Origin of the sequence: Mucilaginibacter antarcticus, assembly GCF_042686155.1 — a bacterium.
Taxonomy (GTDB): domain Bacteria; phylum Bacteroidota; class Bacteroidia; order Sphingobacteriales; family Sphingobacteriaceae; genus Mucilaginibacter; species Mucilaginibacter antarcticus.
In genome coordinates, this window is the sequence record NZ_JBHUON010000006.1 from 16,267 (window position 1) to 42,083 (window position 25,817).

At 43.3% G+C, this 25,817-nt stretch carries 27 protein-coding genes and 1 tRNA gene; 15 read left to right on the plus strand and 13 right to left on the minus strand.

Annotated elements, in window-relative coordinates; genetic code table 11:
* Nucleotides 1-2 precede the first annotated feature (2 nt).
* Nucleotides 3-722 carry a peptidase gene (locus ACFSYC_RS06720; RefSeq protein WP_377124846.1) on the minus strand — a complete coding sequence of 240 codons (720 nt, stop codon included), beginning with the start codon at nt 720-722 and terminating at the stop codon, nt 3-5.
* A 157-nt stretch (nt 723-879) separates the two neighbouring features.
* Here ACFSYC_RS06720 and ACFSYC_RS06725 point away from each other — a divergent pair, with 157 nt between their 5' ends.
* From ACFSYC_RS06725 to ACFSYC_RS06735, 3 genes are all read left to right on the plus strand, one after another.
* Nucleotides 880-2,142 carry a hypothetical protein gene (locus ACFSYC_RS06725; protein ID WP_377124848.1) on the plus strand — a complete coding sequence of 421 codons (1,263 nt, stop codon included), beginning with the start codon at nt 880-882 and terminating at the stop codon, nt 2,140-2,142.
* A 91-nt stretch (nt 2,143-2,233) separates the two neighbouring features.
* Nucleotides 2,234-3,583 (plus strand): sensor histidine kinase, encoded by a 1,350-nt coding sequence (locus tag ACFSYC_RS06730; protein WP_377124850.1) that lies wholly within the window; start codon nt 2,234-2,236, stop codon nt 3,581-3,583.
* A gap of 4 nt (nt 3,584-3,587) precedes the next feature.
* Nucleotides 3,588-3,980 carry a group III truncated hemoglobin gene (locus ACFSYC_RS06735; protein WP_377124852.1) on the plus strand — a complete coding sequence of 131 codons (393 nt, stop codon included), beginning with the start codon at nt 3,588-3,590 and terminating at the stop codon, nt 3,978-3,980.
* Between the two features lie 72 nt (nt 3,981-4,052).
* Here ACFSYC_RS06735 and ACFSYC_RS06740 read toward each other — a convergent pair whose 3' ends face one another.
* Both ACFSYC_RS06740 and ACFSYC_RS06745 read right to left on the minus strand, forming a co-directional pair.
* The gene (locus ACFSYC_RS06740) at nt 4,053-4,847 is read right to left on the minus strand and encodes an SDR family NAD(P)-dependent oxidoreductase (RefSeq protein WP_377124854.1); all 795 of its coding nucleotides are present in this window, start codon (nt 4,845-4,847) and stop codon (nt 4,053-4,055) included.
* A 167-nt stretch (nt 4,848-5,014) separates the two neighbouring features.
* Complete coding sequence (locus ACFSYC_RS06745) at nt 5,015-6,238, minus strand: DUF6515 family protein (protein WP_377124856.1); 1,224 nt, start codon at nt 6,236-6,238, stop codon at nt 5,015-5,017.
* A gap of 228 nt (nt 6,239-6,466) precedes the next feature.
* On the opposite strand from ACFSYC_RS06745, the gene ACFSYC_RS06750 reads away from it, so the two are divergent.
* The gene (locus ACFSYC_RS06750; protein ID WP_377124858.1) at nt 6,467-6,808 is read left to right on the plus strand and encodes a hypothetical protein; all 342 of its coding nucleotides are present in this window, start codon (nt 6,467-6,469) and stop codon (nt 6,806-6,808) included.
* A gap of 55 nt (nt 6,809-6,863) precedes the next feature.
* Here ACFSYC_RS06750 and ACFSYC_RS06755 read toward each other — a convergent pair whose 3' ends face one another.
* Complete coding sequence (locus ACFSYC_RS06755; RefSeq protein ID WP_377124860.1) at nt 6,864-7,469, minus strand: DUF4142 domain-containing protein; 606 nt, start codon at nt 7,467-7,469, stop codon at nt 6,864-6,866.
* Nucleotides 7,470-7,597: 128 nt separating this feature from the next.
* Nucleotides 7,598-7,972, minus strand: coding sequence for a DMT family transporter (locus tag ACFSYC_RS06760; protein ID WP_377124862.1), 375 nt, complete (start codon nt 7,970-7,972; stop codon nt 7,598-7,600).
* A 125-nt stretch (nt 7,973-8,097) separates the two neighbouring features.
* On the opposite strand from ACFSYC_RS06760, the gene ACFSYC_RS06765 reads away from it, so the two are divergent.
* Both ACFSYC_RS06765 and ACFSYC_RS06770 read left to right on the plus strand, forming a co-directional pair.
* Nucleotides 8,098-8,646 (plus strand): histidine phosphatase family protein, encoded by a 549-nt coding sequence (locus tag ACFSYC_RS06765; protein ID WP_377124864.1) that lies wholly within the window; start codon nt 8,098-8,100, stop codon nt 8,644-8,646.
* 165 nt (nt 8,647-8,811) lie between these two features.
* Nucleotides 8,812-9,735, plus strand: coding sequence for an MBL fold metallo-hydrolase (locus ACFSYC_RS06770; protein ID WP_377124866.1), 924 nt, complete (start codon nt 8,812-8,814; stop codon nt 9,733-9,735).
* Nucleotides 9,736-9,822: 87 nt separating this feature from the next.
* Here ACFSYC_RS06770 and ACFSYC_RS06775 read toward each other — a convergent pair whose 3' ends face one another.
* Nucleotides 9,823-10,047: a hypothetical protein gene (locus tag ACFSYC_RS06775; protein WP_377124868.1), complete on the minus strand. Its 225-nt coding sequence runs from the start codon at nt 10,045-10,047 to the stop codon at nt 9,823-9,825.
* An 82-nt stretch (nt 10,048-10,129) separates the two neighbouring features.
* Complete coding sequence (locus ACFSYC_RS06780) at nt 10,130-10,363, minus strand: carboxypeptidase-like regulatory domain-containing protein (RefSeq protein WP_377124870.1); 234 nt, start codon at nt 10,361-10,363, stop codon at nt 10,130-10,132.
* Nucleotides 10,364-10,471: 108 nt separating this feature from the next.
* Here ACFSYC_RS06780 and ACFSYC_RS06785 point away from each other — a divergent pair, with 108 nt between their 5' ends.
* Both ACFSYC_RS06785 and ACFSYC_RS06790 read left to right on the plus strand, forming a co-directional pair.
* The gene (locus tag ACFSYC_RS06785) at nt 10,472-11,530 is read left to right on the plus strand and encodes an AI-2E family transporter (protein WP_377124872.1); all 1,059 of its coding nucleotides are present in this window, start codon (nt 10,472-10,474) and stop codon (nt 11,528-11,530) included.
* Between the two features lie 190 nt (nt 11,531-11,720).
* Nucleotides 11,721-11,957 carry a hypothetical protein gene (locus ACFSYC_RS06790; RefSeq protein WP_377124874.1) on the plus strand — a complete coding sequence of 79 codons (237 nt, stop codon included), beginning with the start codon at nt 11,721-11,723 and terminating at the stop codon, nt 11,955-11,957.
* A gap of 4 nt (nt 11,958-11,961) precedes the next feature.
* On the opposite strand, the gene ACFSYC_RS06795 is transcribed toward ACFSYC_RS06790, so the two are convergent.
* Nucleotides 11,962-12,621 (minus strand): adenylate/guanylate cyclase domain-containing protein, encoded by a 660-nt coding sequence (locus ACFSYC_RS06795; protein WP_377124876.1) that lies wholly within the window; start codon nt 12,619-12,621, stop codon nt 11,962-11,964.
* 226 nt (nt 12,622-12,847) lie between these two features.
* Here ACFSYC_RS06795 and ACFSYC_RS06800 point away from each other — a divergent pair, with 226 nt between their 5' ends.
* The 3 genes from ACFSYC_RS06800 (at nt 12,848) to ACFSYC_RS06810 (ending at nt 16,997) form a co-directional block, all read left to right on the plus strand.
* Nucleotides 12,848-14,413, plus strand: a complete 1,566-nt coding sequence (locus ACFSYC_RS06800; protein WP_377124878.1) for an ATP-binding protein — start codon at nt 12,848-12,850, stop codon at nt 14,411-14,413.
* A gap of 27 nt (nt 14,414-14,440) precedes the next feature.
* Nucleotides 14,441-15,838, plus strand: a complete 1,398-nt coding sequence (locus tag ACFSYC_RS06805; protein WP_377124880.1) for an ATP-binding protein — start codon at nt 14,441-14,443, stop codon at nt 15,836-15,838.
* Between the two features lie 355 nt (nt 15,839-16,193).
* Complete coding sequence (locus tag ACFSYC_RS06810) at nt 16,194-16,997, plus strand: SPFH domain-containing protein (RefSeq protein WP_377124882.1); 804 nt, start codon at nt 16,194-16,196, stop codon at nt 16,995-16,997.
* Between the two features lie 51 nt (nt 16,998-17,048).
* Here ACFSYC_RS06810 and ACFSYC_RS06815 read toward each other — a convergent pair.
* Nucleotides 17,049-17,120 (minus strand) — tRNA-Arg (locus ACFSYC_RS06815).
* Between the two features lie 137 nt (nt 17,121-17,257).
* On the opposite strand from ACFSYC_RS06815, the gene ACFSYC_RS06820 reads away from it, so the two are divergent.
* Together ACFSYC_RS06820 and ACFSYC_RS06825 are read left to right on the plus strand one after the other, a co-directional pair.
* Nucleotides 17,258-18,256 carry a 2-hydroxyacid dehydrogenase gene (locus tag ACFSYC_RS06820; protein ID WP_377124884.1) on the plus strand — a complete coding sequence of 333 codons (999 nt, stop codon included), beginning with the start codon at nt 17,258-17,260 and terminating at the stop codon, nt 18,254-18,256.
* A gap of 79 nt (nt 18,257-18,335) precedes the next feature.
* Nucleotides 18,336-19,517: a metallophosphoesterase gene (locus ACFSYC_RS06825; protein WP_377124886.1), complete on the plus strand. Its 1,182-nt coding sequence runs from the start codon at nt 18,336-18,338 to the stop codon at nt 19,515-19,517.
* Between the two features lie 78 nt (nt 19,518-19,595).
* Here ACFSYC_RS06825 and ychF read toward each other — a convergent pair whose 3' ends face one another.
* Complete coding sequence (ychF, locus tag ACFSYC_RS06830) at nt 19,596-20,699, minus strand: redox-regulated ATPase YchF (protein ID WP_377124888.1); 1,104 nt, start codon at nt 20,697-20,699, stop codon at nt 19,596-19,598.
* Nucleotides 20,700-20,918: 219 nt separating this feature from the next.
* Here ychF and mgtE point away from each other — a divergent pair, with 219 nt between their 5' ends.
* On the plus strand, nt 20,919-22,292 hold the full coding sequence (gene mgtE / locus ACFSYC_RS06835; protein WP_377124890.1) for a magnesium transporter: 1,374 nt from the start codon (nt 20,919-20,921) through the stop codon (nt 22,290-22,292).
* A 65-nt stretch (nt 22,293-22,357) separates the two neighbouring features.
* Complete coding sequence (locus ACFSYC_RS06840) at nt 22,358-22,876, plus strand: DUF5362 family protein (RefSeq protein ID WP_377124892.1); 519 nt, start codon at nt 22,358-22,360, stop codon at nt 22,874-22,876.
* Between the two features lie 78 nt (nt 22,877-22,954).
* On the opposite strand, the gene ACFSYC_RS06845 is transcribed toward ACFSYC_RS06840, so the two are convergent.
* The 3 genes from ACFSYC_RS06845 to ACFSYC_RS06855 all read right to left on the minus strand — a co-directional run bounded on the left by ACFSYC_RS06845 (nt 22,955) and on the right by ACFSYC_RS06855 (nt 25,735).
* A complete protein-coding gene (locus ACFSYC_RS06845; RefSeq protein WP_377124894.1) occupies nt 22,955-23,290 on the minus strand; it encodes a DUF3276 family protein in 336 nt (111 codons plus the stop codon).
* A gap of 123 nt (nt 23,291-23,413) precedes the next feature.
* Entirely contained in the window at nt 23,414-25,207 is a 1,794-nt protein-coding gene (locus ACFSYC_RS06850) for an ABC transporter ATP-binding protein (protein WP_377124896.1), read from the minus strand.
* 27 nt (nt 25,208-25,234) lie between these two features.
* Nucleotides 25,235-25,735 (minus strand): GNAT family N-acetyltransferase, encoded by a 501-nt coding sequence (locus ACFSYC_RS06855; protein ID WP_377124898.1) that lies wholly within the window; start codon nt 25,733-25,735, stop codon nt 25,235-25,237.
* Nucleotides 25,736-25,817: the final 82 nt, after the last annotated feature.

Genomic DNA, 25,817 nt, shown 5'->3' on the forward strand with positions numbered 1-25,817 from the left:
TGTTATGTTAGTTTATCAAATGCTTTATTAATCCAATCTTCAGACACATGCTCCAATGCCGCCTTTAACTCTTCGGCCCATTGTGTCGATATCATTTCAAGGTCTTTTTTCTCATATCGCTGCTCTACAATATGAAAGCTGTCTTTTTTGTAGATCGCCACATCTATCGGGAAATCAACATTGTTTGAGCTTACCCGGGTCGAATCAAACGATAAAAAGCCCGTTTTTAGCGCCAGCTTTAATGTAGAATCTTCTGTAAGCGTACGGTTCAAAATAGGTTTGCCGTGCCCGGTGTTACCTATAATGATAAATGGCGCGCCCTGGCCCAGTTCAACCCAGTTACCTTCGGGATACAGCAAAAACAATTTATGTTCGTCGTCATCCTTTAACTGCCCGCCAATAATGCTGTGCAGATCAAAGTTGAACCCGGCTTTTTCTAAAAACTCTTTATCCTCTCTAACAACCCGCTTTATTTGCTCGCCAAAAGCGTTTACCGCTTTATACATCTTGTTAAATTCGGTTGTCTCCAGTAATTCGGTAAAATATACAATGGCTTTGTCGCGTGTTGAGCGCAGGCCGCTTGTCATGATAAAAAGCGAAAATCCGTCTTTTTGTTCTATCGATATCTTCTTTTTTACAGTAGTATCTGTACCAGATGTTATACGTGTATCGGCAATGGCCAGCAGGCCCTCTTTAACCTTTATCCCGAGGCAATAAGTCATATCAGTATAAAAAATTAGTGACGGGCAAAGTAAAGAAATTATAGGTACCAAGCCATAATAAATAACTAGAAATGTTACGCCGTGGTTACCACCAAATTATATTACATTAGCTGCGTACACGTTGGCACAATACCTACCTAAAACCAACGTTGGTAACATGAAGCTACTTTATACCCTTTGCGGTTTAATTGTTCTGCTATTTGGCAGTCAAAGAGGGTATGCCCAGCATAACAAAACTATCCCTTTAGCCAAAATACATACCGATAGTACGACTAAAAAACTTAAGCAGGACACGCTTATACTGTCGCCAAAAGGTACCCCGCAAAAAGACCTTTACGACGTTATAGGCCAACTGCTCAAAAAAGACCCCCAGCCTGCCGACGACACGATCACTTCAAAGCCGGTAATATCCATAGTGCCCGCCATAGGCTATACTTTGGTAACTAAGCTGGCCGCAGTATTATCCGGCAATGTAGCTTTCCGCATGGGGCCAAAGGCGCGTGTCTCTACCATTACCGCCACCGTATCATACACCCAAAACAAACAGTTTAGTGTGCCGGTACAAACCAGTATCTGGAGCAAGAACAGCCACTACAATTATATTGGCGACTACCGTTTTTACGCCTACCCGCAAAGCACTTTCGGTTTAGGCAGCAACGCCAGCGCGGTTAATGAGAACCCGATGGACTACAACTTTATTCGCTTTTATGAAACCGCTTACCGCAAGGTAACCGGCAATTTTTATGTAGGCCTGGGCTTTTTGTTTGACAGCCACTATAATATCACCGATAAGGGCAATACAAACGGCACGGTGTCTGATTATGAACTGTATGGCAAGTCGGCACGGTCCATAGCATCTGGGTTTGCTTTTAGTAGTTTTTACGATTCACGCGATAATACTTACAATTCATCAAAGGGGCTTTACGCGCTAATGCAGTACCGTAGCGCTGTATCCACCTTTGGCAGTACCAGCGATTGGCATTCGCTAACGGTGGATGTACGCAAATATTTCAAGTTTCCGGCCAGCTCAGACAATGTAATTGCCTTGTGGAACTATGATTGGGTGATTATGAACGGCAGCCCGGGCTATTTGGATTTGCCAAGTGTAGGCTGGGATGTTAACTCGGCCACAGGGCGGGGTTATATACAAGGCCGCTTTAGGGGCGCCCAAATGTATTATGCCGAAGCGGAATATAGGTTCAGGATTTTGGCTAACGGGCTTATAAATGGCGTGGTGTTTGGCAATGCCGAAACATTTAGCGGTGCACAAGGCACGCGCCTGCAACGCATACAGCCGGGCTTTGGCCCAGGTCTGCGTATTAAATTAAACAAGGTGTCAAAAACAAGTATCGCCATTGATTATGCTTTTGGGGCCCAAGGGTCGCGGGGCGTATTTGTTGATGTTGGCGAGGCTTTTTAAGCGTTTTTAAGTATAGGTATAAACTAATATAGCTAATAGTTGTAAGTTTATGCTGTATAGATTAGTATATTAGTTACTCTAAATAATTTAGATGAGGGTTCATTTTTTTTCACAGATCAATCCGTACAACCGGGCTGCTTTCAGGGAGTATAGTACGCTTCAGAACCTGAAGACCGTCAAGATCATAGCCCTTATATATTTCATTGTCAACATAGTTTTAAGGATCGTTGTAACCCTATATGATCTGCCTGTTGAAAGCGTCAAAAACTACGACGAATTTAATACCGGAAATATCGTTTCGTCCTGTGTATCCCCCATTTTTTGGCTGGGCGCCATATTGCTGATTAGAAAATTTGACGGGGCGAGGCCTTTTAAGTTCACCAGCCAGGTTTTTAATGTAATGTTTGCGCTGTTTATTATGCTCAGCAGCATGCGCACCACTTTTTTTACTATGCACAACCCGCGTAACACGCTGGTAATGTACCTAATGGGGGTGGTAATGGTAGGTGTGTTTTTTACCTTCGAATTTTTTGAAACAATCATTATCACCGTAATTACCGGTGTTTGCTTCGCCGTAATGCTGCCTTACTACCAATCTTCTCCCAGCGAAATGATGATGAATAACCTGGCATCGCTTATACTGCTAACGCTATTTTATTGCATATCAAGGTTTGCTTTTTCTTACCGTGCCGATAATTACTTGCAGTTGAAAGCTATTGAAGAAAAAAACCTGGAAATTGAAACTGCCAGCCGTTTGAAAAATGAAATATTAGGTATTGTAGCCCACGACTTGCGTAATCCGTTAACCGCCATACGCGCACTTGCCGGCATTATAGAGGACGATATAAGTATTAACGCTGACAATCAGGAAAACCTGCAAATGATCAAAGCATCATGCGATAAGGCAACCTCTATTATTAATGACCTGATTGAATCGGCCCACAACGATATTGACCACGTGTTTGATGTTGAAGAGACCGAGCTTAATCAATATCTGTTAATCATAGTGGATGAATGGGTAAAGAGAAAAACAGACAAGGCTAATATTTTGTATTATGGTACAGATAAGCCGGTTTATCTGCACCTTAACAAAGAAAAAATGCAGCGCGTGATGGATAACCTGATCAGCAACTCCATCAAGTTTTCGGGTGCGAACGAGCGGGTTGAAATTAGGCTGCGCCATGTAGACAACGATATTTATATTGATGTAAGGGATTTTGGCATGGGTATACCTGACCGTTTACTACCGTTTATATTTGATCGCTTCTCGAGGGCTAGTCGCAGGGGGGTGCGTGGTGAAGACTCTGTAGGGCTGGGGCTAAGTATTGTAAGGCAGATAATTGAAAAACATGGAGGCGACATTAGCGTAACCAGTACTGAAAAGCAGGGCGCTACGTTTACAATACACATGACCACGCTGACCAACAATAAAGCCCGCTAACAACATGCCCGACCCAAAGCAAATACTGACGCTCGACGATATAAAGTTATTGGTTGATACTTTTTACGACCGAATACGCACCGACGAATTACTGGCCCCCATATTTAACCAGCGCATACAAGACCGCTGGCCCATACACCTTGAAAAGATGTATAAGTTTTGGCAAACCGTTTTGCTGGAGGAGCATACCTATTTTGGCAGCCCTTTTTTTCCGCATGCTAATTTACCGGTAGATCATGAACATTTTGCTGCCTGGCTTGCTCTCTTTACCCAAACGGTAGAGGAGCTTTTTACCGGCGACAAAGCCGAAGAAGCTAAATGGCGCGCCAATAAAATGGCGCAATTGTTTGAGGCTAAGATTGAGCACATACGAGACAATCCCCATAATATTTTATAAGCGTGCGTAAAGTACCCTTGTAGCATAGTCCTCTGGATTATAGAGGACAATACAATGGCCTTTTAATTCAGCTTATAGCGCCCCTTTCAACAAACCGCCTTCTGCGCGTACAGCCGCCCCATTGGTGGCCGATGCCAGCGGGCTTGAAAGATAAACAACCGTATTAGCCACTTCATCAACACTCAAAAAACGCTGAATGAGCGAGGTAGGACGCATCGTTTTAAAGAAATCTTCCTCTACCTGTGCTTTGGTTTTATTTTGATCTTTCGCCAGGTTATCTATAAAGCCGCCTACACCTTCGGACAGGGTAGGGCCGGGCAGCACTGAATTTACAGTTACATTGGTACCTTTAGTTAGTTCTGCAAGTCCGCGCGCTACAGCAATTTGGGCGGTCTTGGTCATGCCGTAATGGATCATTTCCTCCGGAATCTGCACGGCCGACTCGCTCGAAATAAAGATGATCCTGCCCCAGTTCTTTGCCAGCATCTTATCAAAATATGCACGGGATAGGCGCACACCGCTCAACACATTGATTTCATAGAAGCGCAGCCAGTCCTCGTCAGTAATATCCGAAAAAGCTTTAGGCTCAAATATCGCCACGTTGTTAATTAGTATATTTACTTCGGGTATTTGGGCTATCAGGGCATCTATCTCAGCCTTGTTGGTAAAATCCGCAACTACACCACTCACATTCTGATTGCCGGTAGCTTTGGTGATGCTTTTAACTGCATCATCAACACGTTGTTGCGTGCGGCCGTTTACAATTACTTTAGCGCCCTCGGCAGCCAGTTGTGTCGCAATGGCGTAACCTATCCCGGCGGTAGAGCCGCTGATGAGCGCTATTTTATCTTTTAGTTGTAAGTCCATGTGTATGTATTAAAAAGCATTTAATGCTAATCAAAGTAACAGCTAAGCCGCTAAATGTTTGTCATGCTTTTGTTGTAAAGGTGTAGGCCAAAAGTAATTAAATAAAAAAAGGGCAGGCCCCAAATGGTGCCCACCCCTAATCATCAAAACAACCTCACTTATCCTTATTACTGCTCTTCTGGCGTAGAAGTTACCTTATACGCTTTGTTTCCATTTGTGTCGCGTGTTTCCTGGAAGTATATATCTTCTGGCGATACGTAATATTGTATGCCATCTAGTTTAATCTTACGTGTGTCTGATGGTAATGAGTACACTAAATCGCCCACCTGTGGCATATTTGTTACTGCCGGCGCACTGCTGCTGCTACGGCGGCCCGGATTATCCTCAGTTGCTATGTCGTAGCCATTTTCGGCGCTTGAGTATTGGTCAAGCTGGCCGTCTTTACCGGCAACCTGATATACTATGGTGCCATCATCCCTGGTTACAGGCGTATAGTAAACGCCGTTAGCCTGGTAAAATTGCTGACCATTAATAGTAATAGCCGAAGCATTTCTAGGTAATGCGTTAACCGCTGCACCCAATGGTGGTTCAACTACCGTATACTGGCTGTTATCATACTGATAAAAGTACCCATCGCTATAAAAATAGCGGCTTGAACCCCAGGAGAACGGATAATAACCAAAAGGCAATACCCCTAAGCTAAAGCCTAAACGCGGAGAGTACAAGCTGCCGTAAAAACCACGATTATAATAGTAACCACCGGTGTTATACCATGGGCTGTAACGATATGCATAATTGCGGCCATAGTTGTTGTAACCATATCCGTTTGGATAGTAACGGCCACTTCTGTAATAGCCACCACGTATAGAACCAACACCACCACGGTAATTGTTATAATTGCCACGATTAGACGAACCTACGCCACCTCTTTCGAAGCTTAATCCGCGGCTGTATTGGGCGCCACGTTGTTGCGAGCCTTGCGGTGCTACTGCCCTTGGGCTAAAACTGTTATTGCTGCGGCCCCTGTCATAAGTACCTGCAGATTGCGGGCTACGACTAAAACTTCCGCCGCGTTGTACGCCGGGACTTGGGCTTGAAAAAGTGCCCTGCGATCTGCTGCTGTTACCACCTGAGATAGTGCCTTGAGATCTGCTGCTGCTACCACCTGAAAAACCGCCGGATGGACGACCGCCACCACCGCCGGAATTGCCGCCGCCCCCGCCACCGCGAGAAAAACCACCACCACCCCCGCCGCCGCCTGATCGACCGCCGCCGCCACCACCTGAAGAACCTCCACCTCCGCGTTGTTGAGCATTAACCTCTAAGGCCATAAATAAGCACATTAATGCACTTACGCCTGTTAATGTTAAATACTGATATATCCTTTTCATAATTCTTTATATATAGTTTAAATATGGCAGCGATGCGCTGTTGTAGTTATAGACTAAAAAATCGCCTGCGGTTTAACGCCTAATTAAAATATTGTCAAAAACCTATCCAAATTACCTGGTGTTGACATTTGGCGGTGCTAATGAGTTAGAAATTGCTGGGCATGGCATTATATGAAACATCAAACATAATTGCCGTTATACTTGTCTTGTTGATATAAAACTTATACCATGATACAATCAGACGAAGACTTCCGCGAAGAGTTTAAACCATTGCATGTACCTGCACATTTTTTGGAAGTAGACACGCAAGAAAATAAGATCATTTTTGCCCTTGCTCAGTCAGGAGAGGGGAGTGCCGATCAGGTTATTGCAAAGCTGGAAGAGTTGCAACCCGGTATTAAAGATGAGCAGTTAGTAGCCATTACCGGCAAGGTGTTGTCGCATCTTTACGACAAAGGCCTTATCCGCGGACGCGAGATGAATGGCGAAATGCACTACGATTTAGCTAAAATAACCCATGAAAATGATGGCGAGGTTGATCCGGAACTGTTAGCGCCCGGGCTGGATTAGCCATAAGATATAATCAGAAACAAAAAACTCCGGGATCATCTCCCGGAGTTTTTTGTTATTTAATTCTGTCTTCGATTTTTTGGATTGTTTCGAGATGATGTTTGAGCGTAGGCAGCGTTTTAGCGGCAAACGCCTTTAAGTCTTCACTTTTATTATTTTTTGCGGCATCCTCAAACATTTTCACATCTTTTTTATGGTCGGTAACCATAGCGCTTACGTAAGCCTTATCAAACTCAGCCGCCGATTTTTTCGACAGATCCTCTTTGATCTTTATTACCTCATCATTAATAGTGGCCGGCAGGGTGATATTTAGCTTTTGGGCTAAGGCTTTAAGCTCATCATTAGCTTTACTGTGATCTGCTACCATCATGGCTGCAAAATCTTTAACACCGGCATTAGTGGCTTTATTTTTAGCCAGTGCCCCCAAATCTACTTCGGCCATGCCGCCGTTAGCTGCATCCACCGCAAACTTTGCGTCATCGGCAGTCACAACTATAGCAGGTGCTACAGTTACCGTGTCGCCTACCAAACCGGTGCTAACGGCTGTGTCTTTGGCGTTATTAAGGCTATCGGCTTTCTCCGTACTGTCTTTTTTTCCGCCGCATGATTGTATAGCTAATGCCAGTGCGGCAATAACTAATGTTGAACTCAATTTTTTCATAGGTATATAGTTTTGATATATTGAGTTAACAATTATTAACCAAGCTGGTTTGAAGAGGATTGGTAAAGTCTTGATAAAAGGAGATAATTATTCTTCCGCTGTTTTGGTTAATTAACTGAAGGACACATCTATACTTGTGGTGCGGCCACAAATTTTAGCCCCATAACGCCTCCCATTATCATCAGCATAAAAAATAGCTCGGGCCAGTTGGTTGGCTCTTTGTAAAATATAACACCGGCCAATTTAATGCAAATAATGCTGCCGCCTGTCCACGCTGCAAAGGCCATAGCGGTAGGGATATCTTTAATAGCCATAGAGAAGAACCAGGCATTGGCAGCCCCAAAAACTATATAGCCCGTTATTGGCGCCATATAAATTATGCTCTGCAGGGTGTAAAAATTGGCCCAGTTAAGCAGCTTTAAATCATCAAGGCTAAATGATTTTACACTATAAGTCCATGCCGCTTGCAATACCGATGCTATGATGATGTATATCCAGGCCAACGCTCGAAAATTTGAGTTTGTGCAAGATATAGCGATTATGTTATCGGTATGTGTTTTAAATATTAAGGAATGCTGATGGGTAACATCTTGATTAAAACCCGTATTTTGCCTCAAATACCATCCCGATGAAAAACATTAAGATCTTCTTAATAGCCGCATTACTATTGGCCGGCACGCGCACCTTTGCCCAAACCACCACCATATGGTTGGTACGCCACGCCGAAAAAGCCATACCGGCATCTACAGCAACGATGACCGCCAGCGACCCCGAGTTAAGTGCCGAAGGCAAAAAGCGTGCAGAAGCATTGGCTAAAGAACTTAAAGATCATAAAATAGCAGCCGTGTTTGTTACACCATTTAAACGCACCACACAAACCGGCGAACCCACGCAAAAACAATTTAGCTTACCTGCATCTAAAAATTATGACGCGGCCAAATTACAGGCCTTTACTAAAAACGTTTTGTGGGAGTATGCCGGCAAAAACGTGTTGATAGTTGGCCACTCAAATACTGTAATACCTACTTTAGAAGCATTTGGTGGTACCGTAGCATTTACCGCGCTTAGTGACGATGATTACGACATGCTTTTTAAAATTACCGTGTCGCAGGGTTCCCTGGTATCAACAGGGGTTAGGTATTATGGCGATAAGCATCATACTACACAAATAAAATAGTAGTAGTGTAAGTTCTGCAACTTACTAAGCCTGAACGAGTAACTATGTAAACAATACGCTGTTGGCTATGCGGTTTTTACGCTTTGATGCGTTGCAAATACTTAATTTGACAGCCTGCTAAAACCTAACCAATTTAAGAAGGTTTAATCCCCCAAAGAACGTAGTATGCAGGGGGAAAATAAAAAATATTTTAAGGTAGCGCCGGGTATTTGGGGAGCTAAAATTGTGTTTGTTAACGTTTATTTTGTAACCCAAAATAGCCACTGGGTTTTAATAGATGCGGGTTTGCCGGGCAGTGCATCAAAAATTAAACAAATAGCAGCAGATCTTTTTGGCAATACACCGCCATCGGCAATATTACTTACTCATGGGCATTTTGACCATCGCGGTGCGCTTAAAGATTTATTAAAAACCTGGAATGTGCCGGTTTACGCGCATAAATTAGAATTGCCATATTTAACAGGCAAAGCTGCGTATCCACCGGCAGACCCAACAGTAGGTGGTGGTTTAATGACTTTGTTATCTGTCCTTTATCCACGTAAAGCCATCAATGTGCCTGACATACAGGCATTGCCGCACGACGGTAGTACCCCGTTTTTGCCGGGTTGGCGCACGGTGGTTACTCCGGGGCATTCGCCGGGCCACGTGTCTTACTTCCGCGAAGCCGACACTGTGCTGATTGCCGGCGATGCTTTTGTAACCACCAGGCAAGAGTCGGCCATAGCTACATTTTCTAATCTTAAAGAAGTAAACGGGCCGCCAAGATATTTTACACCCGATTGGGATGCTGCAAGATCTTCTGTACTTCGCTTGCGCGATCTTGAACCAAGCGTTGCTGCTACAGGTCATGGGCCGGTTATGGCAGGTGCACAATTAAAATCTGGCTTACAAAACCTGGCCTGGTACTTTGACGAGACCGCCAGGCCACAAAACGGCAGATATTCTAAACTCCCTGCAAAAACAGATAACGAAGGCGTTACCTACATCCCGCCGGCGCCATCGAGGCCTTATGCCTTAGCGTCCGCTGTGTTGTTGGCAGCGTTAAGCGCTTACACGTTGGTTAAACGGTACCGGCAAACGTCGCTATAAAATCTCAAAAGAATTTTCATATTGAGTAAACGAAGCAGCGTCAGATGTATAATTTTAGCTGCTTCGTTCTCGGTATGATTTGTAAGTTTATTGGTACCTAAAATCGTATACATCAGGCTCATGAGGCGGTTGATAGCTAAAAGGCAGGCGGTCGCCCATTTGCTGGCGATACCAGGTATCTTCTAATAAAAAGCTGCGATAGTCAAGGTAACTGCCGTTGCGGTCAACAATAGTATAATCAAGGTATAAGGTTACTAAGCCGGTTAGTGGGCGTTCAGTCGGTATTTTCGTTAGAAATTCTTGCTTTAACACTTTATCTTCTCCCGGCGTACTTGTGGCAATGGTTGCTCTTGGCTTGCTATAAATAACATTTAAAGTTGGTTTAAAAGCTATTTTAACCTATCATACTAACCGCTATGGTATAAGCGCCTGCTTTAAGATTATTAAAACGGTAATTACCATCGGCGTCTGTTTTGGTGTATCTGTCAGATCCGTCAATAAACACCGTTGCCGACGTAAGTATTTGCCCTTTATCGTTTTTTATGGTGCCGCTAACATACAGGCTTTGTTGGGCCTGTAGGTTAAGGCTTAGCATAAGGGTGACAATAAAAAAGAGCGATGATTTCATGAGGTATAGGGCTTTAAACGATGAAGTTATGAAGATTAAATGCTAAATAAAAAACCCAAGTGGTGTATGAGTGTTAATTCTATCATATTCGCCTGATTTATATTGCTTATGACCCTGAAAACTATACCTGTACCTGCCCGTATAGCGCTTTGCCTGTTTTGTTTTATAGCAAGTGTTGCCATTTTGATACTTGCTAAGGATGTTTTGGTACCGCTGGCATTTGCACTGGTGCTGGCCATGTTGCTAATACCGTTGGGCCGCAAATTAGAGAAGCTAGGAATGGGGCGGGGGTTTGCAGCATTTGTATGTGTACTGGCTTTGATACTTGCCTTCGCTATCATATTTGGATTGTTAGGCTGGCAGCTATCTGCTTTGATTGAAGATGCCGGCGATATCCGCAAACGCATTGCCGAAATGGGGCATCAGCTACAGCAACTTGTTAGTCAAAAAATTGGGATCAAGCCGCAGGAGCAGAAAGAAATTATAGAAAAGGCCGACATGGGTGCACCGGTGACTTTTGTGGCGCAAGGCACGGGTATATTGCTCGGTATAGCACTTGATGTATTGCTAGCGCTGGTTTATATTTTCCTGTTGATATTTTTTCGCGAACACTTTCTGCAATTCGTGTCGCGCGCGGTACCTGCAGATAAACAAACGGATACACTGCGCATCATTCGCGAAGCTGGTGGTATTTCACAACAATATTTAGCGGGCCTGGCTACCATGATAGCCTGCCTGTGGGTAATGTATGGCATTGGTTTTAGCGCGATAGGGGTTAAAAACGCCATTTTTTTTGCTATACTGTGCGGTACTTTAGAGATGGTACCTTTTGTGGGCAACATAATGGGTTGTTTGCTTACCGCGCTTATTACGCTAGCTACCGGCGGCAGCCCGGGACTGGTAGTTGGTATATTGGCCATATATGGCGTGGTGCAATTTGTACAAAGCTACTTTTTAGAACCCCTGGTAGTGGGTAGCGGCATTAACTTAAACCCTTTTTTCACCATTTTTGGTATTGTGGTGGGCGAGGCCATTTGGGGTATTCCGGGCATGGTGCTGGCACTGCCGTTATTTGGGATGTTAAAAATAGCCTGTGACCATTTCAACGAGTTAAAGCCTTACGGATTCTTGTTGGGGCAGGAAAAGAAGGCGCGTGCTAAGAAGTAATCTGTACGCGCTAAGCTGCACAGAAAACCATCCATTTTAATGACCAATATGTCCTGATTTACTACCAGTAGTTAAGCTTTAATTTTAATTTGTCCCCCGGTTTAAGTTCAAATCTACTTTTGAGCTATGTATAGCGATTTAAGATCAAAAAAAATGTTTTGAAAGGCACGGCTTTTGCATATCGCTTCACATGACTTCAGAAGAATTTAACTACTTAAGCTACCACGATAAAACAGAGCTTGTTTTACAGGGCACCTTTCTGGTTGACCGCCTGACGGACCATTATTATATCAAGCTTTATAATATCGATTGTTTTTACGTTGAAGTTTTCTTTGAAGACAGCAGTCACCTTATTACACACTTCAGGGCCTTTGAACATACTATGTTTATAGTGCCATATCTGGAAGAAGTAAGAATAGCTGTCTAAGGTTCTATCCCGAAATAGCCATCAAATAATCCCAATCCTGATCTGCGTTGTAAGGTTTACCTGCCAGCCAAACTTGCTGCCCATGGCTTATACCCTTTAATTTCACATTTTGATGTTGGGTCGTTAGCGTACGGTCTGCAATAAGTTGGTAGGCGTACTCAGAAATTATCAGGTCATTATCCAGTTCTTTAGTTTTTGCCTGCAGGCGCGCAGCAATATTAACGGGCAAACCCATTACGGATAGTTGCGGCCCATTATCCAGCCCAAACTCGCCGACAAAAACTTTACCGGCGTGCAAACCAATCCCCATCTCCAATGGCGCGCCGTAGTACGGCTCGGCATAAGCTTTGTTAAACAAATCAATGGTCTGAAACATTGTTTTAGCCGCCAAATACCCATTATTTACTGATGTTTTAAGGTCAGTTTGCAGGCCAAATACCGCGTACATACTGTCGCCGGCCACCTCAACCACCTTACCTTCAAACTTTTTAACTATGTGGTTAAAGGCGGTAAGTAACCGCCTTACAATTTGTATAACCGTTTGGCCGGGCTGCGCCTCCATGAGGCCGGTAAAATTGCGTAGATCCAAAAATAGGATTGCTAGCTCGCGCTCTTCATCTGCGATAGCAGGCGGTGCAGTTAATGTAAGGTAGTTGTTCTCCATACCAGAGTAGACGATCGTCACCCAAAAACATTTTAAACAAAATGAAAGCTAGGTACGCCTACAGCTATTTGTTGACTTCAAAACTTATAAATTACAATAATGCAGCTGTTTTATTTGCGATAGAAAAAGTTGTTTAATTAAATTTTTTTAGTTTTAAACTAAAAATGCAACAACTGTTAACGCGCATGCGTAAAAATAGTATCCTTTAATTATAAACTAGTGAATTATGACCCCTGTTAATACCGCTGTCTTAATAATAGACGATGAACAAATGGTGCGCGATAATATCGAAGAGATATTGATACCGCAGGCAGCCACCGAAGATGAATTAAATATAGACAATGCATTTAATCTGCTTTTTGATGCACCCAAGCCACTAATCGCTACTCGCACCCCAAATATCCCGGTTTTTACGGTTAACAAAGCATCTAACGGTATGGAAGGTGTTAAACTGGTTAGGGAAGCAGTTGAGGGGGGCAGGCCATACGCCGTAATATTTTTAGATATGCGCATGCCTGGTTGGAATGGCTTAGAAACAGCCATGGAGATACGTAAATATGACGAGAAAGCCGAAATTATATTTATTACTGCTTTTAGCGACCGTAGTATTGGCGAAATAATAGAACAGGCTGGACAAAATGTAGGCTACCATTGTAAACCTTACGCTCCCGAAGAGATTATACAACTGGCGACCAAAGCCGTTACTGATTACAATAAACTCCGTAATCTGGAAAAATTGATTGAGTCTATATCATCTATTGGGCTTAACAAACAGCAATTAGATTCTTTGCTTAAAAATATTTTGGATCAACTGGCAAATTCTGTTGAAACCGACGTAGCGCTTATGGGTAAGCTACATGATGACTTTAGCTATGAGCAAATACTATCTATAGGCGCCCTTGACAATAAAATAAATACGGCCGAGCTGATAACAAAGGTTAAAAGCATCCAACTAGAAAAGGATAGCGTTATACAAGTAGATGAGCTTTTTTTAGCGCGTATGGACAAATACACAGTGTTTGCCTTGCTAAAAAAGCACGAGAAACTTAAAACAGAAAAACTTTATCTGCTAAAATTATTTGTACAGAATGCCGCTCAAGCAATCCGCAATGCCGAGCTTAACGAAACACTGTTACAAAAAGAAAAGCTATCGGCTGTGGGCCAGGTAATTGGTATGGTGATGCATGATCTGCGCACACCCATCAAAAATATTAAAGTTATTACCGGTCTTGTCAGAGAGGAGGGTTATGACAGTGATCTGATTGACATGATCGATCAATCGGCAGAGCAAGCGTCGGAAATATTTGATGACTTTGTTGATTTTGTAAATAACACACCGGTAAAGAAAGAGCCTCTGGTGCTGCATAATGTTATAGCCGACGCGATTGAATTGGCAAGTAATAGGGATGGTATAGCTTTTATAAATATCACTACAAATATCCCCGAAAGCATTATTGTACAGGGCGACGAAAGTAAACTTAGACGCACCTTTAACAATTTAATTAACAATGCTATAGATGCGCTTCGCGATAATAATATGACTAACGCGCACATAGATGTCTCTGTTACAGCTACTAGTAAAAGCGTGTTTGTTTTAATAAAAGATAATGGTCCTGGTATCCCCCCAGAAATTGCCCGGACTTTGTTTGACCCTTTTGTTACCAAGAAAAAGAATAACGGTACCGGTTTGGGATTGGCTATTGTAAAACAATACATTAACGCCCATGGTGGCGATATTACCGTAGAAAATAATAATGGCGCAGCATTTACAATTAGCTTGCCTTTACAGTAAATCGTTTTATTTTAAATATGTAATAAAATGACCAAACCTACCAACACCGTTATCGAAGAATTACCGTTTGAGCAGAAGGACCTTTTTAACCTGGTTATTGAGAGTTTGCCCGATCAGATCTATTTAAAAGACATAAACAGCCGTTTTATACGCTGTAATACCCCGGTAGCTGTCAGCGCCGGGTTCAAATCAGCAGAGGAATTAATAGGAAAGACAGATTTTGATTGCCATCCGGACGAGGCTCAACAGTTTTTTGATGATGAGCAGGAATTGATGAAGTTAGATCAATCACTTATCAATCACGAAGAGTATTTTGTAGACAATAAAACCGGAGAAACTAAGTGGAATTTGAGTACCAAAGTTCCGGTTAAAAATGACTTGGGCCAGGTAGTTGGCTTATTAGGCATTAACCGGGACATTACGGCAATGAAAAAAGCTGTGCTTGACCGCGAGGAGATAATGAAAAAGCTGGTAGGGCGCAATGATGCACTTGAAAAGCTAACTGCTGAACTCTCTGAGAAGTCGAAAACATTAAATGAGCAGGCGGCAGCCCTGCAGCAGCTAAACCTGGAGCTTACCCGTCAAAAAGACCAGGAGTTAGAAAAAGCCATTGCACAGGGTAAATTTGAAATTGCTTCGGAGGTGTTACATGATATAGGTAACGCATTGGTCGGATTTGGATCTTACCTGGGTAAAATTAATCGCGTTATTGCAAAAAACAGTGTCAGCGCGGTAAAAAACCTTCATCAATTTATTAAAGATCAGCATGATGCTATGGCCGAGGGTATTGGCACCGCAAAAGCCGATGCACTAGTGGTTGTTACAGACGGTATTAGAAAAACGCAGGCAGAAAACAATGAGGATATTGTTACGGCGACCACTGAGCTTTTACATATTGTTACCCATATACAGGAGATACTAAATATCCAACGCCAGTTTGTAAGCGGTCACGAGGGTCAGCAAGACAGAAAACCCGTTAACCTGGCAAACATTATTGAAGACTGCAAGGCCATGTTGCAGGCCTCTTTCAGCAGGCAGCAAATAGCCTTCCACATTACAATGCAAACCGGTATACCCACCATAAAAGGCGACCCAACTAAGCTAATGCAGGTGGTTTTAAATGTGCTGAAAAATAGCATGGAAGCCATTGATCATGAAGCCCGTGATAAAGAGATCACTGTCGACGTTTCGGTTGTAAACAATGAGATTAGGCTAAACGTTACGGATAACGGCAATGGGTTTGACGAAGAAACCAGCAAGCGGTTTTTTACCCGAGGATTTACTACCAAAAAAACGGGTACCGGCTTAGGGCTTTACAATTGCAAATCAATTATCGAAAGCCACGGCGGACATTTTCGGATACACAGCCCGGGCGTGGGGCTGGGCGCAACTACCTCCATTACGTTTGGACAAAACGCAAATTGACAAAACGAAGCCCTTGGTTGTTATCAAGGGCTTTTGTTTTATATAAGTTATCAATATGGCTCGAATAAATGCCGCCGTCCTTTTAGACTATTAGTTATCTTCCAAAAGGGCGTATGCGTTTTACTAACTGCCTAAACCCGTAACAATTTTTATACGCGGTAGTCTGAATAATAAAAAACTAAACGCTTATGACTAAAAGTTTACTCATAATACTCCTGTTTATTATTGGCAACATCCTGTTTATTGGGCTGCATTGGTTTGTATTTACTTTTACGGCTCCGGTGGCATTGGCTGGCACCGGGTTGTTGCATCTTATCACCTTAATTTATTTCCCATACTCAAAACTTAACATCAAATGAAAAAAGCAATTGGTTTATTCGTAATAATAGCATTAATATTAGTGGTTTGCGTGTCGTCATGCAGCAGGGTTGAACCCAACTACGAGGGCGTGTTGATGACTAACTACGGCCGCAATGGCAAAAATGATTTTAAACGGGTGACAGGTAGCCAGTCAACTATCTGGTTTGGTACATCACTATATCAGGTGCCTATGTATGCGTTAAGTGGTAATCCCGAGCCTATCACGGTAACAGCCCGCGACGGTGGTGTGTTTACGGTTGACCCACAATACACTTACCAGGCAAAGCGCGATAGTGGTATCAACATCATATTCAATTACAAATACTTAGGTCTGTCGGGCCAATTAGGCGAAGATGATTTAAACAACATTGAAGCAAGCGTATTAAACCCACTGGTACTAAATGCTTACCGCGAAGAGGCACGTAACTTTGCTACAGACAGCCTGTTAACCAGCATCAACATATTTGAAAACAATGTTGAGGCACGGTTAAAGCAGCAATTTTCAGCAAAGTATTTTGATATCACCTCGCTTACCTCGGGCCTTAAACCGCCGACAAGCATGACCGAGAATATTGAAAAAATGAACAATGCCAAGGTAGAAACGCAAACCGTAAAAAATGAGCTGGCAACGGCAAAAATGCTGCAGGAGAAAGCTATAATTGACGCCCGTACCAATGAGATCAAATCTGCCGGTTACACCAAAGAAGTATTAGCCGAAAAGTGGATAGATGCTATTAAAACAAGTACCAACCGGATTATTATCACTGACGGTAAGACGCCGATAATATTAGGGCAATAGCCTACTGTACTAAAATTAAAGGCCACCTATCGATTGATAAGTGGCCTTTTGTGCTCCCGACGAGATTCGAACTCATATCGATGGTACCGGAAACCATAATTCTATCCATTGAACTACGGGAGCAATTGATGGGGCAAATATAATTAAACCCCTGTTATCTCAACACCTCATTTTATTTATTATCAGGCTTGCATTATTTGGCGGTTTGATGCGATAAAAACTATGCTTAAATTGGAACGATTCAGCTAATGCGATATCCTATGAAAATTATTTTCTTTTCGGCAAAGCCCTATGATATACAGTTTTTTGACAGTCATAATCAAGCTTTTGGTTTTGAAATGGAATATCTTGAAACCCATTTGGGGCCGCATATTGTTAAAGCTGTCGATGAGCAAACTTTTGCCGTATGCGTTTTTGTAAACGACAAGCTTACAACAGAAGTTATAGAAACTTTGGCCCTTAAGGGAGTAAAGGTTATTGCCCTGCGTTGCGCCGGTTTTAACAATCTACAACTTGAAACTGCCCGCAAATTGGGCATCAGGGTATGCCGGGTGCCGGCTTACTCGCCCGAAGCGGTGGCAGAGCATACAGTGGCTATGTTATTAACGCTTAACCGCAAAACGCATAAAGCTTATAACCGCGTGCGTGAGCAAAATTTTTCGCTTAACGGGTTGTTGGGGTTTAATCTGCATAAAAAGACGGTGGGCGTTATCGGTACCGGCAAAATTGGAAAGGCATTTTGCAAAATTATGCTTGGTTTTGGCTGTAAAGTTATGGCATTTGACCCGGTGATAGATCAAAACCTCCTGGCAGCCGGCATACAGTATGGTACGCTCGAAGAAACCATCAGTTCCGCAGATATTGTTTCTTTGCATTGTCCGCTAACGGCAGATAATCATCATTTAGTAAATACTAAAATTATCGGGCTAATGAAAAAGGGTGTAACACTCCTAAACACCAGCCGCGGCGGTTTGATCAAAACCGAGGACGTTATAGATGCGTTAAAGGCCGGCCATATAGGGTACCTTGGCATTGATGTTTACGAACAGGAGGAAAAGCTGTTTTTTAAAGATCTTTCCGGCAGTATTATCGAAGATGACACCATACAACGGTTAACAAGTTTCCCTAATGTGCTGGTAACCGGACATCAGGCTTTTTTTACAAAAGAAGCGCTTGACCAGATTGCCGAAATAACATTGAACAGTATTAAGCAGTTGAGTGTGGGAGAAGAGCCGGCCCCTGCAGTAATGTTAGTTTAATAAAATATAGCAGTTACATTCACTATAATATATCAACAATTTAAAATATTTTCGGTAGTCAGTCGTCTACTACATTATAATGAGATACAGATTTTTACTGATAATACTACTCTGGCTGTTTGCCGATGTTTATTTTTTTAACGCAGTAACTACCTTAACAAGCAAGCCTGTCTGGCACTGGCTCTACTGGTCGGCAGATATTTTAATTGCCGCGGGCATCATCCTCATCATTTTTGGCCGCAAAGCCGGCGACCGTACCAAACTGACTTCATGGTTAATGGCGCTGATGCTGTTATCGTCGGTGCCAAAAATCTTCGGTTCGCCGGTTTTGTTGTTAGAGGATATGACGCGCCTATTTACCGGCTTCGGCCCGCGCAGCGTTTTGGTGAGCGAACTTGCCCTTGCGGTAGCCGTTATACCGTTCTTCGCATTACTGTTCGGTTTAACCCGAGGGCGTCATCATTACCAGGTGCACAAACACACGCTATATTTCGATGATCTGCCTGAGGCATTTGATGGATTTACGCTTACACAGTTGTCAGATATCCACTCCGGCAGTTTTACCGATGCTAATGGGGTTAACAAAGGCGTAGACCTTGTAAACGCGCAGAATAGCGATGTTATTCTATTCACCGGCGATCTGGTAAACAATCGCGCCTCAGAAATGGCGCCATGGATATCTACCTTCGCGCGTTTAAAAGCGAAGATGGGCAAGTTCTCTGTATTAGGGAACCACGACTATGGCGATTATATAAAATGGGATAACGAGGCGTTAAAAGCCGGTAATCTCATCGCACTTAAAAAGGTTCATCAGGAAATAGGTTTTCGTTTGTTGCTGGATGAAGCCATCAAACTGGAAAGAGACGGACAAACAATTACGCTGATAGGAGTAGAGAACTGGGGCAAGGGCGGTTTTCACAAATATGGCGACCTGGATAAAGCTATCCAAAATGTCGACGACAGCGATATAAAGATCCTGATGTCGCACGATCCATCACACTGGGAAGCGGTAACTTTACAACACTTAAAACATATTCATTTAACACTATCCGGCCATACGCATGGCATGCAATTTGGCATTGAGCTTTTTGGCTTTAAATGGAGCCCTATCAAATACGTTTATAAACAATGGGCAGGTTTGTACAAACAAAGCAACCGCTACCTATACGTAAATCGTGGTTTCGGCTTTTTAGGTCTTAAAGGCAGGGTAGGTATTTGGCCCGAAATAACTGTGATTACGCTGAAAAAGAGCCCCCTCTAAATCTCCCCCCGGTAGGGAAGACTTTTAAGAAGCAAATTTTAGAGCCCTCCCTTCCGGGGAGGGTTTGGGAGGGGCTGCTTACACGTTAAACCTAAAGTGCATTACATCCCCGTCAACAACTACATAGCTCTTGCCTTCAACGCCTAATTTTCCAGCTTCTTTAATGGCAGGTTCAGAACCGTTGTATTTAACAAAGTCGTCATATTTAATAACCTCGGCGCGGATAAAACCTTTCTCAAAATCTGTGTGGATTACGCCCGCAGCCTGTGGCGCGGTAAAGCCTTGAGTAATGGTCCAGGCGCGTACTTCTTGCACACCGGCGGTAAAGTAGGTAGCCAGGTTAAGTAGTTTGTAGGCAGCCTTAATCAGCTTATTAACACCCGATTCGGTCAGGCCCAGATCGCTTAAAAACATTTCGCGCTCTTCAAATGATTCCAGCTCGGCAATCTCAGCTTCAATTTGTGCCGATATGATCAATACACCGGCACCTTCCTTGTCAGCAACTGCTTTAACCTTGTCAACATAAGCGTTGCCTGTATTTACAGAGCCTTCATCAACGTTGCAAATGTACAATACGGGTTTGGCGGTTAATAACCAGAGGTCGGCAATGTATTCTTTATCTTCTTCTTCAACCGGCGCAGTACGTGCGGACAGGCCTTTAAGCAAATGCTCTCTATAAACCGTTAGCACGTCAAAGGTTTTCTTAGCCTCTTTGTCGCCGCCGGTTTTGGCCATTTTTTCTACTTTCTGTATCTTTTTCTCAATACTGTCAAGATCCTTCAGTTGCAATTCGGTATCAATGATCTCTTTGTCGCGGATAGGGTCAACGCTGCCATCCACATGTATCACGTTATCGTTGTCAAAGCAGCGCAACACGTGCAAAATAGCATTGGTGGCGCGTATATTACCCAAAAACTGGTTGCCCAAACCTTCGCCTTTGCTGGCGCCTTTAACCAGGCCGGCAATGTCAACTATCTCAATAGTATTAGGCACTATTGACTTGGGTTGTACTATTTCCGTAAGTTTTGTAAGGCGCTCATCTGGCACCGTAATTACGCCCACATTGGGTTCAATAGTGCAAAACGGGAAGTTAGCCGCCTGCGCCTTAGCGTTTGATAAGCAATTAAAAAGAGTTGATTTACCGACGTTTGGTAAACCTACTATACCACATTGTAAAGCCATTATAAGCCCCCTCTAAATCTCCCCCGGTAGGAGAGACTTGTATTTTTTAAGTGAATATTAAACAAACAAAATTCAAAGCCCTCCCTACCGGGGAGGGTTGGGAGGGGCTTTAAAAGTCTGCAAAGATAACAGAAAATACTGCCTTATAATTTGAAAAAATAAACGACTTTTGCTGCAATTAGGCAAAGGCAGTAAACCCATGTAAAAGACAGGCAAAGTATGATGGAAGAAATGGTTGAACACATCGAACTGCTGCTTGAGCAAAATGACGAGCAACAAATTAAGGATTACCTTAACAACCTAAACATATCAGACGTTGAAGAGCTGATAGATGAGCTTCCGAAACATGGCCCGCTATTTATTGAAACCCTTTCGCTTAACCGCGCGGTAAACGTATTCCGTATCCTTGATTTCCCTACGCAGGAGCGGATCATTAAAAAACTTTCAGGAAAAAGAATTGCCGAGATAGTAAACGAGTTACCTCCCGATGACCGTACCGCTTTTTTTGCCGAGCTTCATGGCGACGCTGTAAAAGCGCTTATTCTGCACCTGTCCGCAGCCGATCGTAAAGAAGCGTTGTCTCTTTTAGGCTACAACGAAGACAGTGTAGGCCGTTTAATGACGCCGGATTACATCGCCGTTAAAAAGAGCTGGGATGTTAACCGGGTGCTTGCACATATCCGCCAGTTTGGTAAAAACTCAGAAACCATTGACGTTATATATGTATTGGGCGACAAAGGTGTTTTACTGGACGATATCCGGATACGGGAGATATTATTAGTTGACCCGGATACTAAAATCAGCCAGTTGATGGACGGCCGCCTTATCGCGCTGAAAGCTACCGATCCGCAGGAGGAAGCAATTAACGTGTTCAGGATGAATAACCGCACGGCATTGCCGGTTACCGATAACGAAAACGTTTTGTTAGGTATAGTAACCGTGGATGACATCCTTTGGATAGCTAACGAAGAATATACCGAAGACATACAAAAGATAGGTGGTACCGAGGCTTTGGATGAGCCCTACCTGGATATTAACCTTTTTAAGCTGGTTAAAAAGCGCGTAGGCTGGTTGATCATTTTGTTTTTAGGCGAGATGCTGACTGCCACGGCTATGGGCTATTTCCAGATGGAGATAGAGAAAGCTGTAGTGCTGGCACTGTTTATTCCGCTCATCATATCCAGTGGTGGTAACAGTGGTTCGCAGGCATCAACCTTAATTATACAGGCTATGGCGCTAGGCGAAGTTACCATTGAAGATTGGTGGCGGGTTATGCGCCGAGAGATCGTATCGGGCCTGATGCTGGGCCTTACCCTGGGTATTATAGGTTTTTTACGTATAGTGGTATGGAGCCATTTTAGCGACGTATATGGCCCTCATTATATGATGATTGGTGCTACGGTGGGCTTTTCGCTGATAGGCGTGGTGTTATGGGGATCTCTGTCAGGCTCAATGCTACCATTGTTGTTAAAGAGACTGGGTTTCGATCCGGCTACATCATCCGCCCCTTTTGTTGCCACGCTGGTTGATGTTACCGGGCTTGTAATATACTTCAGTATGGCAGTAATGTTTATGAGCGATGTTTTGAAGTAATTGGCTGCCATAGTTGTTTTGGTTTAAATAGTTCTATATTTAAGCAACTTAAAACTTAAACAAAAATGGAAGAAAACTTACCTAACGAATCAACTCAACCCAGTGAATCATTTAACGTACCCGAAACTCAACCCCAGGCAGGCATAATTTTACTGGACGATGCCCAAGCCTACTTAACTGAAGCCGGTAAATGGGCGCGCTTTTTAGGGATAGTAGCCGTTATATCCTCCGGTCTATTGGGCTTTCTGGCTCTATTTATGGGGGCTATTATGTCGGCGATGTCTCGCTTTCCGGGCATGGGTGCCTCTAAATTAGGCGGCTTACTTACTGTAATTTATTTGCCTATAGCTGTGCTATACCTTTTTGTAGGCCTTTACCTATATAAGTTTGGCACAAGGGTTAGAGATGGGGTAACTTTCGGGGATGCCACAAAAGTGACCGATGGCCTAGCCAAACTAAAATCATTGTTTAAGCTATTGGGTATTACCACCATAGTTGTGCTTGTCCTTTACGCCTTGTTCTTTATAATCATGATTGTAGCCGGCGCAGCTTTGTTCTCCGGCTTTAAACCAAGTTATCAATAAAAAAAGCCCTAAAAGAAAAGCCTCACTATATTGGTGAGGCTTTTCCTTTAGGTTATAATAAGTTTTTTAGGATTGCTATTATAAGTTCTCGAACGAAAAGTCATCGCCTGCAGTAGCTCTGGCGGTTTCGCTGTATTCACTCGGTTCGTAACGTTTTTCAACAACTTCCTGGTTATCTTTAACATAGTCGATGGTGCCGTTAAGGCCTTCCAGGAATTTTTCGAAGTCTTCTTTGTACAAAAAGATTTTGTGCTTAACAAAAGTTCCGTCTTCTAATCTCTTTTTGCTTTCGGTGATGGTGATGTAGTAGTCGTTAGATCTAGTTGCTTTTACATCAAAAAAATAAGTCCTTTTTCCCGCTCTGACTTTCTTTGAAAAAACCTCTTCGCGCTCTCTGTTGTCAAAATCTCCCATGCTTTGTGTTGTTGTAGTTTAGTTTGTTAGGCATAAATATAAATAATTTTTTAAACCACAAGTATCAAAACAAATATTATTGGCTTTTTTTAGGATTTTAAATGTAAAAGTTACGGATTACTGCTAATTACCGGGTATTTCTTCTTCTTCCAGCAACTGTTTCTCATATAACTCAAAGTATGTACCCTTGTGTTGCATTAGGTAGTTGTGGTTGCCTTGTTCAATAATTTCGCCATTATCCATCACCAAAATCTTGTCCGCGTTTTTTATGGTAGATATGCGGTGCGCAATTATAATATTGGTTTTGCCTTGCATAATACGCCCGAGATTCTGTAAAATCTCTTCTTCGGTGCGTGTGTCCACAGCGGACAGGCAATCATCAAATACCAATATCTGGGGCTGCTTTGCCAATGCTCTTGCGATGGACACCCGCTGTTTTTGCCCGCCTGAAAGGGTTATGCCACGCTCGCCTATCAGGGTCTCAAAACCTTTCTCCAGTTCCTTTATATTGTTGTAAACGGCGGCATCTTTAGCGGCCTGCTCAACCAGTGGCATGTCCAGCACGTCGGCGCTAAAGGCAATGTTGTGCGCTATAGTGTCCGAAAATAGAAAAACCTCTTGCGGCACAAAACCTATCTGTGCCCGGTAGCCCTCAATATTAAGGCTGGTTACAGGGTCGTTATCTATCAATACCTGTCCACCCGTGGTATCATACATCCGCAACAGCAAATTAGCAATGGTTGATTTGCCAGAGCCTGTACGACCAATAATAGCCACCATTTGGCCCGGGTGTGCGGTAAACGACACGTTTTTAAGCGCTTGTATGCCGGTGTCCGGATAGGTAAACGACACGTTGTTAAACTCAATCAGGCCGTTGATAATACGTTTAGGAACATTCGGCGACACGATCTCCGGCTTTTGATGAAGGAACTCGTTGATGCGTTTTTGCGAGGCCGCCGCACGTTGTATTAATGAGGTAACCCAACCCAATGCCATCACCGGGAAGGTAAGCTGATTAAGATAAACTAAAAATTCAGCAATATTGCCGGGGGTGATGGTGCCTTTCATTACCTCAAGTCCGCCAATAAATATGGTGATAACGTTACTAAAGCCAACCAAAAACAACATGATAGGGTGAAATGCCGCCTGCACCTTTACCAGTGCCATAGAGTGGGTTTTGTAATCCTCGCTCTCTTGCGCAAACCTGTCGCGGATAGACGGCTCCCTGACGTAAGACCGGATGATACGGATGCCCGAAAAATTCTCCTGCACAAAACTTGACAAGGCAGATAGGCGCTCCTGTATTTTTTCGCTGCGGAAGTTGATAATGTTGTTAACGTAATAAATAAGCAGAGCCAAAAAAGGCAACGGTAAAACGGAGTACACCGCCAGCGTAACATTTACCCTTAGCATGAAATAAATAACCAGTATAAAAAGCACTACAGTATTAATAGTATACATAATGCCCGGGCCAAGGTACATGCGCACCCGGTTCACGTCTTCGGTTACGCGGTTCATCAGATCGCCGGTATTGTGGCGGCGGTAAAAAGCCAGGGACAAATCCTGGTAGTGGCTGTAGATTTCGTTTTTTAAATCATACTCAATATGCCGCGACATGAGGATGAGAGTTTGCCGCATAAAGAACAAAAACAAACCACGTATCAGCGCTAAAGCCAGCACCAGTATCCCAAAAAGCAACAAGCTTGACCCAAATACTTCATAGATCATCCCCTGCCGGTTAAAGCCTGTAAATAACTGGTAGGTGCCAATATTATCTGTTACCAAATCAAACGCTAGGCGAATAACCTGTGCTGGTAATACACCAAACATATTTGAAATAATCACAAACAGCACCCCCGGGATAAGGTGCCAGCGGTATTTAATGAAAAATTTATTCAGGTATGCCAGGTCTTTCATGAAGAGGCAAAAGTAAGTTAAATAGCGTTACCGCGATAATCTAAAACACGCCAGCTCTTCGCCGTCGCGGGTTTGGTTTTCTACCCGTTTTAGCCCCGCTTTTTCAAGCACCCGTTGCGACGCGGTGTTGGGTAAACTTGTCATCGCTATTATTTCATTTATGCTGTCATCAGCAAAAGCATGGGCGACCATTGCGCGAGCCATTTCTGATGCAATACCCTGCCCCCAAAGCTGGCGTTCAATGCTGTAGCCCAACTCTAAAACAGCAGGATTATCATTAAAAGGGCGTAAAAGGCAACTGCCTATAAAAGCGCCATCAGCAGAATTAAACATCCCCCAAATACCGTTGGTTTTTGATTCTGCGTATTTGCTTAACGCGGTAGTAAAAATATCGATGCGCTGTTGGCGGCTGCGTTTGGGGATGTACAAAAGCAACTGCTCATCATTAAAATGGGCAAGATAAGTTTCCATTTCTTCGGGCAAAAATTCGCGTATGGTTATTTTGGGTGTTTGCGCAATGATGGTCATGACGTAAAAGTAGATAAAATGCGGGTTGGATGGCGTTGCCAGGCACTAATGTATGGCGGGGTAGGTTGCCTCCGCGAGCCAG